Below are 16743 nucleotides of genomic sequence, written 5' to 3' on the forward strand. Positions count from 1 at the left end.
AATATCTTACTGTCATTTACCGTAAAAAGTCAATAAGCAAGCGTACATATCAAAAAGAAAAACCCGGCAGCTATAGCCTAAGCTGCCGGGTACTTAATTAAATCCGGAATTGACTAATGGTTTCCTGTAATTCCCGGGCCATATCAGCAAGGCTTTGACTGGCCGCAGCAATCTCTTCCATAGAGGCCGACTGTTCTTCAGTTGCGGCCGATACCGACTCAGCTTCGGACGCTGCCGCTTTACTTAAGTCATCAATAACCTTAACAGAAGACACAATCTGCTGACTGCCCTGATTCATCTCTTTCATAGCCAGGGAAATTTTAGTAACTTGCGCTAATACCTCAGTGACCAACTGCGCAATCTCCTGGAAAGAACCACCGGCTGCTGTTACAACCTCAGCCCCCAGGCCGACTTCACGAGTACCGTCCCCCATAGACATAACCGCCTTGGCCGTATCTTTTTGTATCTCCCCGATCAGACCGGCAATTTGTTTAGCCGCTTCCTGGGATTGTTCAGCCAGCTTGCGGACTTCCTCGGCAACTACGGCAAAACCCCGGCCTTGCTCACCGGCGCGGGCCGCTTCGATTGCAGCATTTAGCGCCAACAAATTTGTCTGACCGGCAATCCCTGATATTGTGTCTACAATCTGCCCAATTTCCTTGGACCGCTCGCCTAGGCCGGCCACTACCAGGGATGAATGATTAACCGTCTGCTCTATAAGCACCATTTGCTGAACGGCCCTGCTAATCGAGACACTGCTTTCTTTTGCCTTATCAGCCGCCTGCGCCGATTTAGCCACAGTTTGGGTGGCTTCAACAGCCGCCTGGTCAATACTGACCGCTATCTTTTCTACCACGGCAGTTGTCTCAACTACTGCGTTTCTCTGCAGCTCTGTGCCGGAAGCGATGGCAGTGACTGAATTAGCCACCTGATTTGAGGCTTGGGCAGATTCATAAGAACTCGCGGTTAGCTCTTGTGAGGAAGCAGCCACCTGTTCGGCGCTGGTACGCACCCTGACAATCAAATCACGCAGATTATGTACCATCTTATTGAAGCCTGCTGCAAGCTCCGCAATTTCATCCTTACCGTTAACCGGAGCCTGGATAGTAAGATCGCCACCGGCAACCATACTTACCTGACCGGCCAGTTCCTCCATTGGTTTTGTGAGTCGCTTAGCCATAAAGAACGTAAGCAGGATCACGAAGAAAACAGATCCCAGCGTAATCATCGCCGATAACCATCTTAGACTTGCCAGTGGCTTGTAGAGTACCGCCTCCGGTACACTGATCGCCAAAGTCCAGCCTGTTGAAGGTATCTTTTGATAAGCCATAAACAACTCTTTACCGTCATACCGGTAATTCGAAAAACCCTGGTCTCTGCCAATGATATTCAAAATGACAGGAGCAACATCTTTAAGTTTTTCTATCTCAGCAATGTTTTTTGAAACAAAATCAGGATTAGGGTGTGCCAGCATCAATCCCTTGGAATCGATGAGAAACGCATACCCTTCCCCATGTAAATTTATCTCCTTTACATTATCAACAAGGGTTTGCAGCAAGATATCCTCACTCGCAACCCCGCGCAATTGACCTTGTGAATTTTTCAAGGGCATGGCTACTGACACGGCCATCTGCTTTGTTACCAGATCTAAATATGGGTCTGAATAGATGAGCTTCCCCTGCTCACTGGCAGTCTTATACCAGGTCCGGACCCGCGGGTCGTAGTCAGCAGGCGGTACCCAGCCACTCCCATCAACCATTTTACCTTCAACTGAGCCAAAATACATATCAGACAACTCTTTATCCACCGTTTTATACCCGGCTAACATAGGCACAGTTATTGCACCATCACCAACAGTACTCTGTAGTGTGCCTACTGTAATCTCAAGCATCTTAGCCTTACTGATTAACCAGCCGTCGAGTTTATTAACATGAGAGTTAACACTTGACTGCATTTCGTCCTGAATTCCTTTAGTCATCTGACCTTGGGAGAACATGTACACAGAGATGGATAACACCAGCAGTGTGGCGGTAGTTACTAATGAAAATAATAGCGTTAGTTTACTCCTCAGCTTCATCTTTTTACCCTCCTTATTGCGCATTCTGCTACATAACCGTCGTTTTCCATTTCAGAAAATAACGAAAAGCCTTCTGACAGTAAATGCCGAAGGCTTCTATGCCATAAAGATTTGCCAATATGCAGTATTCTACAATATATTGCTAAACTTGTAAATAGGGGGAAATCACCCTATCACATTTCGTCATATTTTATGGTATTATAACACATAGAAGTAGTAACGATTGCCCAATAATTTATAAAATAACAACCGTTCTGATGGCACTAAATGAATGAGGATGGGTGGTGTAACGATGAAAAATTTTGTAGCAAGGCAGCCGATTTTTAACCGGCAGAAACAAGTCGTTGCCTATGAATTGCTATTTCGCTCAGGCCACTTAGAAGTCTACGATGCCGCAGATGATGATGATGCCACCGTCAGTGTGATTTCGGGGGCTTTTTTACTATTGGGGATGGATAAAGCAACACACAGTAAACGGGCGTTTATCAATTTTACCCGTAATTTATTAAAGAAAGATCTCGTTACCCAGTTACCGCGCCAGTCAGTGGTTATTGAAATCCTGGAGAATATTGAACCTGATGCAGAAATAGTGGAGATATGCACACGGTTGAAGCGATTAGGGTATGTGATTGCCCTTGATGATTTCATCTTTTCTGAAAAATTCCAGAAACTGTTTGAACTGATCGATATCATCAAGGTCGATTTTTTAGTGACTACTGGCCAGGAGCGCAGCAATATCATCAGCCTGGTCAATAATCCCCGGATCAAATTTCTGGCAGAAAAAGTAGAAACAATTGCCGATTTTGAGCAAGCGGCTTCCTTAGGCTACAGCTACTTTCAGGGGTATTTCTTCAGTAAACCGGAGATTCTATCAGAAGAAGATGTTCCCAGTTATAAAGCGCAGTATGCCCGGGTCTTGCACGAAATACACCGGCCGGACATGGATTATGCCCGCATGGAAGAGATAATAAAACACGATGTTGCTTTTTCCTATAAGCTGCTGAAATATGTCAACTCTGCTTATTTCGGTTTTCGGCAAGAGGTTGATTCAGTCAGGCATGCGCTTGTTTTACTGGGAAAACGTCAGGTCGAACAGTGGATCTCCTTATTAATTCTCAAAGAATTAGGGAAGGAAAGCCCTGAGGAGATTATCGTATTATCTGTTATGCGGGCAAAATTCGGGGAACTTCTGGTGCAAAAGATGAATCTGCGCGAATTGTCCTCTGATGTATTTATTATGGGCATGTTTTCCCTGCTTGATTGTCTATTACACAGGCCGATGCAGGATATTCTAAAAGAATTGCCCATCTCCACCGACATCAAACAGGCCTTATTAGGCAGCGACAGCCTGCTGGGAAATATTTATTGCCTGATCTTATCCTATGAGAAAGGACAATGGAATCAGTTTGCGCACTGTGCTGCGAAATGCAATGTCGCGGAGGTGGATGTTCCAGACATCTATCTACAATCATTACAATGGGTCGAAGAGTTCTTCGAGCAGACCCGTAATTAGCCAGGTAATCTATTTCGATTACTCACTAATCATAAAACTGCGCATAGATATTGACCCATTCTGCATATCTGTGCAGGTAAAATCCAGCTTATCAGTTTCTGCTTGCAATGCGATTGAATAAAGCATTGGCAGGTAATGCTCATTTGTGGGAACAGCAACCTGGGCATACGGCAAATTTTCATAATTGATCAGACTAGAATGGTCATGGTTTACTAACGCTGCGGCGATGTAGCTGTCAGTCTCCGCAGCCCAGGAATAGACGTTGCCATACAACTGCGAGAAATCAATCCGGGAAAGATTATGCACAACATTGCCACTGCCAATAATAAGAACCCCTTCTTGTCTTAAGGCGGCAAGCTTTTTCCCAAATTCATAGTGTTCCTGCGGGGATTTATTGACATCAAGACTTATTTCCAGGACTGGAATATCGGCATTGGGATACATATGTTTCAAGACAGCCCAGGCTGCATGGTCAATTCCCCGCTCCCAGTCACAGGTAATCCCGTTTTGTGTAATTGCCTGCACAAAGGCGGCCTGTTCCGGTGACCCAGGACAAGTGTATGTTGCCTCATATAACGCCTGAGGAAACCCATAGAAATCATAAATAGTTGGTGGTTTCTTAGCAGCTGTGATATAAGTCCCTCTGGTCTGCCAATGGGCCGAAACGACAACAATAACCTCCGGCCGGGGCAGCTTTTTCCCTAAATCCACGAGGCTGCGGGTATAGCTGTTGTCTTCGACGATATTTATAGGAGATCCATGGCCGATAAACAATACTGGCATTTTCATTGCAAATCACCCCTTTAGTTAATTACTATCACGTATCTATTGTATAGTTCGGGAAAAATCAACCATTTCCTTCCACCCCGGTATAACACCAATCAGCACGAAGGTACAATATTAGTCTCAAATATAGATCGCTTTATCATAAAAGCATTGACATACAATTGTTTGTATGATACAACTTTTATAAAGGAGTACACCAATAAATGACAAATGATAGTATCGACATCGATAAATACAATCGTTGTGTAGAAGACATCGGCGGCTTGCTGCAACGGACAGTGCGGATCTGCCAACTATTTGAACGTGAACAAATCAAAGTCCATGGATTTACCAGTTCACAGTGCTATATCCTCCTGGAGGTTCTCAAGAGCGGGACTTTGACAATCAATGAGATCAGTTCTAAGATGAACCTGGAGATAAGTACCATCACCAGAATAATGGATAATCTGGTACGGGATCAGCTCCTGGTACGAAACCGGCTTAGCCATGACAAACGGGTTGTTGAAGCGTCTCTTACGGAAAAGGGAATCCATGAAGCCAATAAATTGCGTGAAAGTATCCGCGACTACTATAAAAACGTAATCTCCCATCTCCCACCCGGTCATGTCCGTGAAGTAATGAGCGCAGTTGAACTGCTGCTGACAGCAGTGGAACAATCAAATAAACAGAGCAGATAAATTTTTTCATAAATATTTGTATTATACAAATATAATCAATCATTAAGGAGGTATAAAACTATGCAGTGGATTCAAGCCAGAGTGACCCAGGAAACCAATTTTTACGGTAAATGCACCCCTGTTGACCTTGTCAAGAAATATGGCAGCCCATTATACGTATACAATGAACGAATCCTGAGGGAACGGTGCCAGGACATCAAGCGACTGATAAAAGACCCGGATTTTATCGTAAACTATTCGGCAAAAGCCAACAGCAATCTGGCATTGCTAAAGATCGTCAAAGACGAGGGCTGTTATGTGGACGCCATGTCACCTGGCGAAATCCACGTTCAGCTGCAGGCTGGATTTAAGCCTGAGCAAATTCTTTATATCGGCAACAACGTATCCCCGGCTGAAATGGAATATGTTATCAATCAGGGCATTCCGGTGAGCGTTGATTCGCTTTCCCAATTAGAGTTATATGGAAAAGTCAGCCCTTACAGCAATGTCGTTGTCAGGTTTAATACCGGGGTAGGTGCCGGACACCACCACAAAGTAGTCACAGGCGGCGATAAAACCAAATTCGGGATCGAGACTGCCTTCATACCAGAGGTAAAGGCTATACTGAATAAATATCATTTGCGGCTCAGCGGAATTAATCAACATATCGGCTCATTATTCATGGATACTGATTCATATATAAGCGGTGTTCAGGCATTGCTGGACGTGGCGTTCCAGTTTCCAGACCTGGAATTTATCGATCTCGGCGGCGGGTTTGGTATCCCCTATCACAAATATGAGAATGAACCGCGGCTGGACCTGGCTGCTTTGAGCGAGAAAATGAGCAAGGTTCTCACCGACTGGGTCATCCAGTATGGCAAGAAGATAAAATTCAAAGTCGAACCTGGCCGGTATTTGGTAGCCGAATGCGGAATACTCCTGGGAACTGTCCATACTATCAAGACTAACTATCACACAAAATATGTTGGTACAGATATCGGCTTTAACGTACTCATGCGGCCAGTTCTCTATAATTCGCACCATGATATTGAACTCTATCGCAGCAGTAATGCCCTGTCACGAAATCAGGAGGCTGTCACGATTGTCGGGAATATCTGTGAAAGCGGGGATATTATTGCCGCAGACCGTAAACTGCCGAAAATTTTCGAAGAAGATATTATCGGGGTTCTGGATGCGGGTGCCTATGGCTATTCCATGGCTTCAAACTACAACAATCGCCTCCGCCCTGCCGAGGTTCTGATCACAAGCCACGGCGATGATCTACTAATCCGTCGCCGGGAAACGCTGGAAGATTTAGTTCGCCACTTCTAATGAAGTGAACAACTACACAGGCGGGTGGTGTGTTGGCAAAAGCGGAAGTCAAGCATCAGCGGTGGAGAGTTGATGCGGAATATATAGTTAAGCTGAAAGGGGTTAAATAATGACAGACAATTTTATTCAACAGCTGTTTGCGCAACGCATTGGCGGTAACTTGTTTGGTAAAGACACAGTTTTGTATAAGTTTGAAAAAATAAAAAGGGCTAAACGGGCTGCAATCGCTAAAAATCCAGGGGTAGAATTGATTGATTTAGGGGTCGGGGAACCTGACTGGATGGCCGAACCCGAGGTTGTTGAAACCTTATACGCCCAGGCCAGGCAAAAAGAAAATCGCGGTTATACCGATAATGGAATTCCTGACTTTAAGGCTGCCGCCGCCGGTTATATGGAATCAGTCTACGGGGTTTCCGGTTTGGATCCGCTAACGGAAGTAACCCACGGCATTGGTTCCAAACCGATTTTGGCCCTGCTGCCATTAGCGTTTATCAACCCTGGCGACATTACAATCATGACCGTCCCTGGTTATCCGGTTATGGGAACGATGACCACAGCATTATATGGCGAAGTGGTGAATTTGCCCCTGCTGGCCAGTAATGCCTTCTTGCCGGACCTGGATTCACTGACTGCCGAGCAACGCCGCAAGGCCAAACTATTATATATCAATTACCCAAACAACCCCACCGGGGTAACGGCAACCAGGGAGTTCTACGAGAAAGTAGTCAAATTCGCCCGCGACAACGAGATTATTGTTGTCTCAGATGCCGCTTATGCAGCGCTGACATTTGACGGCGAAAAACCGCTGAGCTTTCTGTCGGTCGCCGGCGCTAAAGACGTAGGTGTAGAGATTCACTCCCTGTCTAAAGCCTATAACATGACAGGCTGGCGCTTAGCCTTCATCTGCGGGAACGAGCTGGTTGTCAAAGGCTTTGCCGCTGTAAAGGATAATAATGATTCCGGGCAATTTGCGCCAATCCAAAAAGCAGGCGTCTACTGCCTGCAACACCCTGAAATATCGGAGAAAACGGCCCTAAAATACTCCCGTCGTCACGACATGCTTGTCGAGGTATTAACGAGTGTTGGTTTTTCGGTAACAAAACCTAAGGCTTCATTTTATCTCTACGTTCGTATCCCGCAGGGAACAAAGGCTGGGCGGGTATTTAATTCTGCCGAGGATTTTTCCGAATATCTTATTACAGAAAAATTAATCTCGACAGTGCCGTGGGATGACGCCGGTTCCTATATTCGCTTCTCAGTCACTTTCGAAGCCGCGGATGCCGCAGCTGAACGCCGGATTATGACTGAGATAAAACAACGCCTGGCTGATGTTGAGTTTGTTTTTTGAAAATATTGACCTTACCTTAAAATTGAGGTAAGGTCATCGCTCTGTAAAGGACAAAAGCATTAATAATGAACCCGTTTTTTGCTGCCTGACAGATAGGGCGACCGGCGGTGTCTTCTATAGACACACCCACCAAGCTCCTGCAGTGCTTCAGCTACCACGTTTTCCACCTCACTGATTGTGTAGCCGAAAACGAGAACATTTACACACAATTCCAACCTGCTCAGGCTAATCTCATCATCGTTAGGCCAGCACTTTGAGGGGGTAACATCTACCTGCGTCAACCTGGTATGGGACAAAAAGAGAAACTGTTCCGGTGCTGATTCCGACAGTTTAGCCAATACTTTAATATGTCCCAGAATGACCTCATTACGGGATAACGCTCTACCAATTGAAGCGATGAATTCCCGTAATAAACCTTCAGCCTCCAGGGCTGTAAGCGGCTCCTCAAAGACAATACGATGGCTCCGGCTAAAGACTGTTGCGTCACTATTCACAACAAACAACCTCCTCAAGAACGGTAATCGGCAGTTCCTTAGTTGCACTGGTAATGACAACCTTCAGTTTGGGATCAATCTCCTGCAAATCCCCTGTAATCTTTGCGAGCTCCTCGCCGGCCAGATCGGCTTTGTTGAGCACAATCAGGTCACTCCCTTCCACCTGTCCAATCACCAGCGGCTTTAACATCGCTACCAGCTCCGCCCACCGCCCCCGGTCAACAATCGTGACTGTTTTGAAAGCTGAGTATACTTTACTGTACTTTTTTATCATCTTGGCCGTTTTCGAGGGATACGCCAGTCCGGTCATTTCAATCATCAGCCAGTCGGGCTTCACAGTCGCGTGAATCTCATCCATCGCACTGATTAAATCGCTGGTAATTTGACAGCAGACACAGCCGCCAAACAACCGCTTCACCTGCAGACCACGATCAGAAAAAAGCTTATCGTCAACCCCGGCAGCACCGATCTCATTTTCAATGATGGCAACCGTTTGCTGGCGAGATTCTGTTAGGTATTTCGCTACCTGCAAAATCGTTGTTGTTTTGCCTGACCCCAAAAAACCGCCAAAAAGCAAAATACGCATAAAAATTCCTCCTTTACTGCCTCTATATAGGAGCGTTGTCAATACACCACCCGCCTGCGCCTGCAAACTTCTTTAATGCGGAATATATAGAACAGCAAAGGGCTATCCCCCACAATTGGAGACAGCCCCTTGCACATGTAATGCTACCAGACAAAAGCATCCCGGCGATAAGCCTCAAGATAGTTTACACAGAAATTATCGCGGCCGGCCAGTGTTTCAGCAGTAACAATACTGGCCATCATGGCTTTGTCCAGTGGGTTAATAATTAACCCGTCCAGCCCTTTAGCAATGCCCATTACCGCAAACAGCTGATTCATAAATTTACGGTTAGGCAATCCATAGGAAATATTAGATAGACCACAAATTGTATGTACGCCTGGATAGTTGGCCGTAATGGCCTGAATCGCCTCCAAAAACTCTATCCCGAAAGAATCGCTGGTAGCGATTGGCTGAACCAGGGCATCTACATAAATGTTATCCAAAGGCACATTATGCTGTGTTAAGTTATTAATCAGCTTATCGGCAATCCTCAACCGGGCTTCAGTGGTCTCCGGCATACCGTCATCACTCATGCATAAGGCCACTACTTTGAGGTCTGTCCCGGCAACGACAGGCAATAAAGCATTATACCGCTCTTTTTCCAAAGAAATCGAGTTGACCATCGCTGTTCCCTTATGAACCGCAAGAGCCTGCTCTACGCATTTGGGGTCAGGACTATCAATGCAACAGGGTGCATCTACAACTTCTTGCACAACTTTAACCAGCCATTTGAGATAATTTGCTTCTTTTCCCACAAAAACGCCGGCGTTTACATCAATATAATTCGCTCCGGCTGCTAACTCGTCTGCGGCTACTTTTTGAATGGCTGCAACATCCTGAGCTTCTATAGCCGCAGCGATGGCCTTGCGACTGGAATTAATCAACTCACCAACAATTATCATGCTTTTATTGTCCTCCTTCTCTTACGATTCATGCTGATATCACCGTTATGGTGGCTGACCGTTAATCAAGCTCGTACTCGGAAGGGATAAATTTATCTAATTCTAACTCTCCTTTTAGTTCATGCCAGAATTTTTCTTCATCATCAGGAATCGCAGCTACCTGATCATCCATAATATCCAGCCAGTTTTTCTCCCGCTCGGCAATAAAGACTTCCTTGTTGTCCACGGCCTTTCTGATTGCATCAATAGCTAACTTGGCCCCGGCTTTTGTCCTCAGGAAAGGAGTCTTGGCTTTAACCAGTTCTTTACTGATATCAAAGACCACGTCAGGCCGCAAAATGTAAGCCTGCGGATCCCATTTGGAATCAGAGTCAGCCAGTAGATCCCGAAAGGTTATCCCATAGCCTTTTTGTTTAGCCACATTCATTAGCCGGCAATCATAGATCAACTGCTCAATAGAAACTACAGGGGCAATATCTGATAAGAGCCGGACGTTAGTTACTGATTCGTTGCTCCACAGATCGGCTACAGCGGCGGCAATATTGCCAACAGCGCTTAAATGAGCGCAGGCTGCCGACTTTCCTTCCATAGCAATGGGTATTCCGGCAATAGCTTTGGCATACACGCCTTCATAACCACAATCCTTATTCGGACCAACTGCACCGGCTTCATATGCAGCAAGGGTTCTGGCCGCACTTGCTACCCGTACTACCGCCGCAAACACATTGGGGATAAAACCTTTGTGTGCCAGGACCATCGCAGTATTGGCAAAGCCACAAGCAGTATCACCGGCGGCCTGTGCCCCATTCTCCTTAGAAATCCGTACAATGTGCTCCCACAGGAATTTCATATCCCGCGTGCCCATAATCCCTAAAGCGAAGATAACTTTGGTCAGGTCGGCATTAACCAGTGCGTCGTCATGAATTTCCTTGCCGCCGGTTGACTCAATGGCGATAAAGTCAGCCCCGCCCTTGGCCGAGCCTTCAATTGTCTTCAGAAGATTATCAAAGATTTCACCACTGCGCATCAGCGGCGGACGCTTAAATTCCCGCACATCACCTGGCGTACTGCGCAGAGCGCTTTTTAACCCATACTTGGCTTCATACTCAGACATGGCGTTCTTGAGAAGGTTGCTGATCTCAATGCCCCATTCAGGTACAAGGGTCATCTCCGGCAGCATTTCGAATTCTACTACAATCCCGGGTGCATACAACTCTTTGGCCCGTTTTAGAACCCCATTAATCATTTCACTATAAATTTCTTTGATTTCCTGCATAGTGCCAGCATTAACTTCCATCGGCGGCAAGGTAAAATTAAGCTCCGGATAGATTTCGCCGCCACCAATAACCATCCCGTTTTTGCATTTAACCGGATTGGGTGCGCTGCCATAGACAAAATCATTTAATGAATTATAAGCCAATTTATCGAACGTTCTAGCCATTTTTCTACCTCCCCAAATATTACTGTTTCTTCGCCAGTATTTTTTTAGCAACATCCACTGCCACAACAGCATCTTCAGCATAATAATCTGCATTAATGCTCCGGGCGTAGGTTTCGCTAACAGGAGCCCCGCCAATCAAGAACACAAACTGACTCCGCACACCGGCTTTTTCAAATTCTTTAATTACACTATCCATATAAGGCATAGTTGTCGTAAGCAAGGCAGACAGGCACACCATGTCGGCCCCAACCTCTTTGGCTTTATCTAAAAATGCCTGGGCAGATACATCAATCCCCAAATCATACATTTCGATACCAGCGCCCTTAAGCATCATCCGGACCAGGTTTTTCCCAATATCATGCAAATCACCTTTTACTGTACCGATAACAGCCTTGCCGATCGGCTTGACCCCTGTAGCTGTCAAAATAGGTTCCAGTACCTGCATACCGGCATTCATGGCTTTTGCCGACATTAACATCTCCGGTACATACACTTCGTTGTTCTTGAATTTTTCTCCTACCACGGCCATAGCCTGAATTAATCCGGTATTTAATATTTCTGTTGGCGATACATTCTGGGCCAGAGCCTCAGATACCATTTCTTTTACCTTGGCAGCACTTCCCTTTTGTACACTTAGCGAAAGTTGATTTAGATCCATTTTTCTTCCTCCCCCTGATTCTTGGTGATTTTCTTTTGCAGTCATCACACTTATTATGTCGTCATTGATCATATATGCGCTGTCATCTGAAATCGGCGTATCCACCTCCTTCTGACTATATACTGTTCCATATATTCCCTTTAACTGCTTTCATTATAGCACTATAACCATTCTGAAAATTCGCAACAGTTGTGTACTTTTGAGTGCAATCCGTGCATAATCAAAATTGTGAAGAAAAAAACGAATTGAATTCTTGTCTAAACATATAAATCCGGCAAAAATTCACTACAACTGATACATTATCCAACTAAAAGTAAACAGCCGGCCTACTGGTAAAGGCCGGCTGTAAGGGATCAGTATCTAATTATGCTTCCTGTGTAGCCAGTTTCCGTCTCAGCACAATCTTATTGAGATTGTGTACTAAAAAGCTCTTGGCATCTTTCGCGCATTTAAAATAGCAATCAGCACCGATAGCGCGGGCAAAGGCTTCATCAACCGGCGCACCGCCGATGGCAACAATCATACCCTGACGCATCCGGGCTTCCTCCAAAGCATTAATCACCTTTCTCATTACAGGCATAGTAGTTGTCAGTAAGGCGGCCATCATCAGGATCTCCGCCTTTGTTTTTTCAACTGCCTGGATGAACTTTTGCGGTGTGACATCAATCCCCAAATCAACAATATGAGCACCAGTACCCATCACTGTCAGTTTTACCAGATTTTTGCCAATATCGTGCAGATCTCCGGCCACAGTCCCAATCACAATGGTACCTGTTGTCTGCCGTTTGACTTTATATTTCAGTTGCGGTTCCAGGATAGTCAGACCGGCATGCATGGCCCGGGAGGACATTAATACTTCAGGCACAATGACCCGCCGGTGACTAAATTTATCGGCTACCTGGTCCATACCAACAATCAGCCCTTTCTCCAGTACAGCGAGGGCCGGATATCCCTGGGATAAAGCTTTGCAACAAAGTTCTATTACGGCTTCTGCATCGCCGGCCTTGACTTTTTCGGTAATCTCGGCATAAATCATGGCCATCCCTCCATTAAAACAAACTATTACGATAAATCAATGGTGCTACACCGATATGCTTGCAAAACACCTTGGCAAAATAACTCTGACTTTGAAACCCGACCGCTTGAGCTACCTGGGCGACACTAAGCTCCGGTTTTTTCATCAGCTCAACGGCTTGCTCCACCCGCACCCGGGTAATATAGTCATTGACAGTGCATTTGAGTTCTTGCCGGAACAAGCGGGACAGATAAGAGGGGCTGATAAATAGTTGCGCCGCAACATCGTCGATTTTAATCGGCTGTGAATAGCTTCCCAGGATAAAACCTTTGGCCTCATTGACCAAACCACTGTGTTTCTTATCTTCTAGCGAGAGGCTTTGATCCAGGAAGGAGCTAACCAATTTTTGCATCCGGAAAAAGAATTCTTCCATCTGACGGCAGTCATTGATCTTTTCATTAAATTGCTGCAGCATGACCATGACAACCTCAGGTTCAGCACCACCTTCGACAGCGGCGCGGGAAACCAAAGCTGCCAATTCGATAATCCGCATTTTGATGGTCATTTGATCACCGGTGGCTTTAACAAAAAGCTGAGTCAGCAGCGTGTGCAGATTTTTCTCAGCCCGGGGTTTATCACCAAGCCGGATATAACGGAGAAAGCTTCGCTCCCGCTGGAGATAGGTACCATAATCATTTCCCTCTTTGGCGTCAGATGGTTGTTGCTTTTTGCGTTCCTCCAGCTCTTTACGGATTCGCTGCTGTACCTTGTAGGTATCTACTTTTTCCAAAACAAGCAGATCCCGTTGCATAAGCTGATTGACAGTAACATATAAGACGTCAGCCGCCGCCTGAAAACGATCTGGAGAAATAATATCCAATTGGTTTATTTTTCTTTCTACCTCCGCAAAGTCATCCACTTCCGGATTCAATTCGCGCAGCTCCTTGTAAAAGAAACGGTCCGGTTTCCACAACAGCACCTGGCTGCAAATAATACTCCCCAGCGAAATCCCCCGCAGGCTAATCGGCACAACCCAGATAACCAGCCCGGCGCGGCAGCGAAAGAAATAGGGTTCCTCCCATTTAGATGCTTCCTGCGTAGCCTGCTTATAAGAAGCCCGGCATTTGGCCACCCCGCTGGGTTTACTGCGAATGTACCGGCAAAACTCACAACGCTCGGCTGTATCAAACAACCCGAAAGACTCGCCGGCTTTGTTTACAATTGCCACATGCAGGCCGGTTGCTTTAGAAAAGTTCTCCAATACCTCCTGGAGATATTGGAGGTCAACCAGATTTCTGTCGATCATCGGCTTCTACTCACCCCAATCCGTAGTCTTATCATACGTTTTAGCATTGCATCGGGGTAAAACAAACTAAATCTGACATGGTGCTATGTACATGCTCTCCATAAAATACATACTAAACGTAGCACTGCCACCCAATTCCACGTGTGTAATCTGACTGGCCTGCCGGCGCAGGTTATTAAACGCCCGCTGGTCTAACAATGCCTTAACAGCCCCGGCATGAGCCGCATTGCCTGCTGTCTTTAGTTTATGCATACTCAGCTGGGGAATAAGACCAATATCCACCGTACTCGCTAAATTGAGATGTGATGCGAAGGTTCCTGCCAACACTACCGAATCCAGATCCCCTACCGCCAAACCGGCAATGTCCAGCAGCGTCCGGATACCGGCGCAAACTGCGCCTTTAGCCAATTGCAACTGACTGATATCACGCTGGGTCAGGACAACATCATTGCCGTTTGGGTTATAGGCCAGAACAAACTCCCGGCCCAGCTCGCCATCGCGAATACGGTTTAGCAGTCCGGATAGCAACGTAGCCTGTACCTCCGGATCATGAGGGTCCTGAATGCCCCCCTGTTCACTGATAATACCGGCTCGTCGCATTTGCTGCACCGCCTCAATTAGCCCGGACCCGCATATGCCTGTGGCCTGGCCCCCGCCGATGACAGCAATCGCTACCCCCTGCTCATCAATCATCACCCGTTCAATAGCACCAGGCTGCGCCCGCATGCCGCAGGTAATTCCGGCCCCTTCAAAAGCGGGGCCGGCGGCCGTGGAGCAGGCCCACATCTGTGAACCGTCCTGTAAATACAATTCGCAGTTTGTACCAATATCAATTAAGAGATGGCACCCCTGCGTCAAAAGCTCCTCAGCCCCAAGCACCGCCCCCAGGGTGTCACCACCGACGAAACCACCCACATTCGGAAATAAGAAAACCTTAGCCTGGGGATGCAGATCAAGCCCAGTCTCACTGGCACAGAACTCCAACGAAGCATTATACACCGACACAAACGGTGAAAGTGCCAAAAAGGAGACATCCAACCCCAGGAATAAATGGTGCATCGTAGTGTTGCCCACCACAACTGCTTTATAGATTTGGCTGCTGCCGATTTCCGCCATAGTACACAATTTATTCAGTAATCCATTTATTGTCTCGGTTACCGTTTGACGAAGCAGGTCACGGTTGCTCTGGCTATGATTAGCAAACTCAATCCGGGAGATTACATCAGCCCCAAACAGGGTCTGACCATTCTCCGCCGCTGCTAACCGCACCATACTGCCTGTTACCAGATCATATAAGGCCACAGCAATATTAGTTGTGCCGATATCAATAGCCACTCCATAAACCGGAGCTTGACCTGTCCCTGGTAAAACCTCCAGAATAGTTCGGTCCCATAAAACCGCAGTAACCGCAAAGTTTTCTTGTCTCAGCACCGGGGCCAATGTTTGCAGCTGCGGCAGCCTGATCGTCAGATCAGTAAGCGAACAGGTTTCCTGCAATTTTGCAAACAACCTGTCCCCATCGCTCCGCTCATCGGTAAGGGTCGGTTGATCCAGGTCAACTTGCACCTGAACTAAACCGCAATGCTGACTACTTGCCTGCTCTGCCAGAAACAAGAGACCTTCCTTTCTGTCCACATGCCCACTCGCCCCGCAGACCACAGTCATGCCATCTGTAGGCTGAGCCTGGCAGGCAAGCCGGATGCCGGTAACAATCTCCCCGGCACTAAGTCTTTGGTATTCCATTTCTGATGGATCCGGTGCCTCACTCACTATTCTTATTTTGCATTTCCCGCAGGTCCCCTTACCATTGCAGATATTAGTTACAGGCAGATTATGGCGAATCAATGCCGCCATTAGACTTTCCCCCAATGTCACAATCACCGGTTCAGAGTTTACTTTAATCTGCAAACCAATTCCCCTCCTCTAATACTATGGGGTTACCAGGAGCAACCCGGATGACATCCGGGTGTTGTTTCCTGTTAACAACTGCAGCCAATAGTTCAGGATCCCCCACCACCTCAGTAACCTTCCACTCGAAGAATTCAGCAATCTCGGTTACCTTCTGGCGGCATTGCCTAAGTTTTTCTCCCTCACAGGTCCGGATAAATACTGCTTCCCGATACCTGCCATATAGTGTCTGAATCAGATATCGCGCATCAGCCTCGCCATATTTATCGAAATATTCCAGATATTCGGAATAAGGATCTCGTCCATAATCCAGCCAGCCCTGGCTAAAATAATAGACCGCTGGATTAAGTTCAGCAAGCTGCTGTCGCCGGAGGTTTGAACCTAATAGCAGGCTGATACAATCATGGGCTGCAGGCAGCACCATCGGTACAGCAGCGGAAACCAGGCCCGCCACAGCATGAGAACACCGTCCATAGGTCAGTATAATCAGGTCGTAGCCCTGACTGGCATCAATGCTGCGCTGGATTTCCTGATGTAATTCCCAGGGGAAGGCGTGTAAGGCAAAATCCAGAAATTCACAATCGATAGTGGTTGAAAGCCCCAAACCCACTACTTCGCTCTTAGTGGCATGACAGCCAATCAACTTGATGCGCACCCCTCGCCCCCCCAATCCTAATAATAT

The 16743-nt window shown here is 46.6% G+C and carries 15 protein-coding genes; 4 read left to right on the forward strand and 11 right to left on the reverse strand.

What is annotated here, in order from left to right; genetic code table 11:
• Positions 1–97: 97 nt before the first annotated feature.
• On the reverse strand, positions 98–2077 hold the full coding sequence (locus VN379_RS10160) for a methyl-accepting chemotaxis protein (RefSeq protein ID WP_325533410.1): 1980 nt from the start codon (positions 2075–2077) through the stop codon (positions 98–100).
• Between the two features lie 292 nt (positions 2078–2369).
• Between VN379_RS10160 and VN379_RS10165 the strand changes: the two genes are divergently transcribed.
• A complete protein-coding gene (locus VN379_RS10165) occupies positions 2370–3590 on the forward strand; it encodes an EAL and HDOD domain-containing protein (protein ID WP_325533411.1) in 1221 nt (406 codons plus the stop codon).
• An 18-nt stretch (positions 3591–3608) separates the two neighbouring features.
• Here VN379_RS10165 and ygiD read toward each other — a convergent pair whose 3' ends face one another.
• Entirely contained in the window at positions 3609–4379 is a 771-nt protein-coding gene (gene ygiD / locus VN379_RS10170; RefSeq protein WP_325533412.1) for a 4,5-DOPA dioxygenase extradiol, read from the reverse strand.
• Between the two features lie 200 nt (positions 4380–4579).
• Between ygiD and VN379_RS10175 the strand changes: the two genes are divergently transcribed.
• From VN379_RS10175 to VN379_RS10185, 3 genes are all read left to right on the forward strand, one after another.
• Positions 4580–5053, forward strand: coding sequence for a MarR family winged helix-turn-helix transcriptional regulator (locus VN379_RS10175; RefSeq protein ID WP_325533414.1), 474 nt, complete (start codon positions 4580–4582; stop codon positions 5051–5053).
• Positions 5054–5113: 60 nt separating this feature from the next.
• Positions 5114–6364: a diaminopimelate decarboxylase gene (gene lysA, locus VN379_RS10180; protein WP_325533416.1), complete on the forward strand. Its 1251-nt coding sequence runs from the start codon at positions 5114–5116 to the stop codon at positions 6362–6364.
• A gap of 109 nt (positions 6365–6473) precedes the next feature.
• Positions 6474–7712, forward strand: a complete 1239-nt coding sequence (locus VN379_RS10185) for an LL-diaminopimelate aminotransferase (RefSeq protein ID WP_325533418.1) — start codon at positions 6474–6476, stop codon at positions 7710–7712.
• Positions 7713–7771: 59 nt separating this feature from the next.
• Here VN379_RS10185 and VN379_RS10190 read toward each other — a convergent pair whose 3' ends face one another.
• The 9 genes from VN379_RS10190 to VN379_RS10230 all read right to left on the reverse strand — a co-directional run.
• A complete protein-coding gene (locus VN379_RS10190) occupies positions 7772–8206 on the reverse strand; it encodes a hypothetical protein (protein ID WP_325533420.1) in 435 nt (144 codons plus the stop codon).
• Entirely contained in the window at positions 8199–8792 is a 594-nt protein-coding gene (locus VN379_RS10195) for a GTP-binding protein (RefSeq protein ID WP_325533422.1), read from the reverse strand. The genes VN379_RS10190 and VN379_RS10195 overlap by 8 nt, the downstream gene beginning before the upstream one ends.
• A 143-nt stretch (positions 8793–8935) precedes the next feature.
• Complete coding sequence (locus VN379_RS10200; RefSeq protein ID WP_325533424.1) at positions 8936–9733, reverse strand: methyltetrahydrofolate cobalamin methyltransferase; 798 nt, start codon at positions 9731–9733, stop codon at positions 8936–8938.
• 61 nt (positions 9734–9794) lie between these two features.
• Positions 9795–11174, reverse strand: a complete 1380-nt coding sequence (locus tag VN379_RS10205; protein ID WP_325533426.1) for a methyltransferase MtaB domain-containing protein — start codon at positions 11172–11174, stop codon at positions 9795–9797.
• A 19-nt stretch (positions 11175–11193) separates the two neighbouring features.
• Positions 11194–11832 (reverse strand): corrinoid protein, encoded by a 639-nt coding sequence (locus VN379_RS10210; protein WP_325533428.1) that lies wholly within the window; start codon positions 11830–11832, stop codon positions 11194–11196.
• A gap of 364 nt (positions 11833–12196) precedes the next feature.
• Positions 12197–12868, reverse strand: a complete 672-nt coding sequence (locus tag VN379_RS10215) for a corrinoid protein (RefSeq protein WP_325533430.1) — start codon at positions 12866–12868, stop codon at positions 12197–12199.
• Between the two features lie 13 nt (positions 12869–12881).
• Positions 12882–14153, reverse strand: coding sequence for a PocR ligand-binding domain-containing protein (locus VN379_RS10220; protein WP_325533432.1), 1272 nt, complete (start codon positions 14151–14153; stop codon positions 12882–12884).
• A gap of 66 nt (positions 14154–14219) precedes the next feature.
• Positions 14220–16061: an ASKHA domain-containing protein gene (locus VN379_RS10225; protein WP_325533434.1), complete on the reverse strand. Its 1842-nt coding sequence runs from the start codon at positions 16059–16061 to the stop codon at positions 14220–14222.
• On the reverse strand, positions 16051–16743 hold a 693-nt coding region (locus VN379_RS10230; protein ID WP_325533436.1), incomplete at its 5' end, for a DUF1638 domain-containing protein. The genes VN379_RS10230 and VN379_RS10225, both read right to left, overlap by 11 nt.

Source organism: Sporomusa sp. (genome assembly GCF_035561255.1).
Lineage (GTDB): Bacteria > Bacillota > Negativicutes > Sporomusales > Sporomusaceae > Sporomusa.

Coding starts and splice junctions, on each gene's coding strand:
- VN379_RS10215 (WP_325533430.1), bottom strand. CDS start 12,868: ATGATTTATGCCGAGATTACCGAAAAAGTCAAGGCCGGCGATGCAGAA.
- VN379_RS10220 (WP_325533432.1), bottom strand. CDS start 14,153: ATGATCGACAGAAATCTGGTTGACCTCCAATATCTCCAGGAGGTATTG.
- VN379_RS10175 (WP_325533414.1), top strand. CDS start 4,580: ATGACAAATGATAGTATCGACATCGATAAATACAATCGTTGTGTAGAA.
- VN379_RS10165 (WP_325533411.1), top strand. CDS start 2,370: ATGAAAAATTTTGTAGCAAGGCAGCCGATTTTTAACCGGCAGAAACAA.
- ygiD (WP_325533412.1), bottom strand. CDS start 4,379: ATGAAAATGCCAGTATTGTTTATCGGCCATGGATCTCCTATAAATATC.
- VN379_RS10160 (WP_325533410.1), bottom strand. CDS start 2,077: ATGAAGCTGAGGAGTAAACTAACGCTATTATTTTCATTAGTAACTACC.
- lysA (WP_325533416.1), top strand. CDS start 5,114: ATGCAGTGGATTCAAGCCAGAGTGACCCAGGAAACCAATTTTTACGGT.
- VN379_RS10195 (WP_325533422.1), bottom strand. CDS start 8,792: ATGCGTATTTTGCTTTTTGGCGGTTTTTTGGGGTCAGGCAAAACAACA.
- VN379_RS10200 (WP_325533424.1), bottom strand. CDS start 9,733: ATGATAATTGTTGGTGAGTTGATTAATTCCAGTCGCAAGGCCATCGCT.
- VN379_RS10185 (WP_325533418.1), top strand. CDS start 6,474: ATGACAGACAATTTTATTCAACAGCTGTTTGCGCAACGCATTGGCGGT.
- VN379_RS10210 (WP_325533428.1), bottom strand. CDS start 11,832: ATGGATCTAAATCAACTTTCGCTAAGTGTACAAAAGGGAAGTGCTGCC.
- VN379_RS10205 (WP_325533426.1), bottom strand. CDS start 11,174: ATGGCTAGAACGTTCGATAAATTGGCTTATAATTCATTAAATGATTTT.